Origin of the sequence: Tsuneonella litorea, assembly GCF_025154015.1 — a bacterium.
GTDB lineage: Bacteria > Pseudomonadota > Alphaproteobacteria > Sphingomonadales > Sphingomonadaceae > Tsuneonella > Tsuneonella litorea.
The window spans coordinates 1-522 of record NZ_JAOAMV010000032.1; the positions used below are offsets into that span (position 1 = coordinate 1).

Consider the following 522-nt stretch of genomic DNA (forward strand, 5'->3'; position numbering starts at 1 on the left):
ATCACCGCGACCGCGGGGATGATCGACATCGACGCCGGTTCGGTGGCGGCGGGTGCGCTCAAGGCGACCGGCGACGTGCTGGTGGACGCGGGCGGTGCGGTGAGCCTCGCCTCGGCGCTGGCGGACAGCGACGGCAGCGGCGCGGGCAACCTGGCGATCGGCGCGGTGACGCTGCCGTCGAGCCTGACGGTGACCGGTGCCGCGCAGGGCGTGGCGGTTGACCTCCAGGCCTCGGGTGCGGTGCAACTGGGCAGCGTGACCTCGACCGGGGGCGTGGTGGACATCGACAGCACGGCGGGTTCGATCACCACCGCGGGCGTTACGGCGACCGGCGGCGACGCGCTGCTGACGGCGCCGGGTGCGATCACCACGGGCGGCATCTCGGCGTCCAACGCGATCGACGTCGACAGCACGGGCGGCGGCGCGCTGTCGCTGGGCACCCTCACCGCGGGCACGACGATCGCGCTCGACACGACGGGTGCGGTGACCGCGGGCGGGACGACCGCTGGCGGCGCGCTGACG

At 75.1% G+C, this 522-nt stretch carries 1 protein-coding gene; it reads left to right on the forward strand.

Going from position 1 to position 522, the window contains the following annotated elements:
• Positions 1–522: hypothetical protein (locus N0B51_RS14840; RefSeq protein ID WP_259963375.1), on the forward strand; the 522-nt coding region annotated here is incomplete at both ends.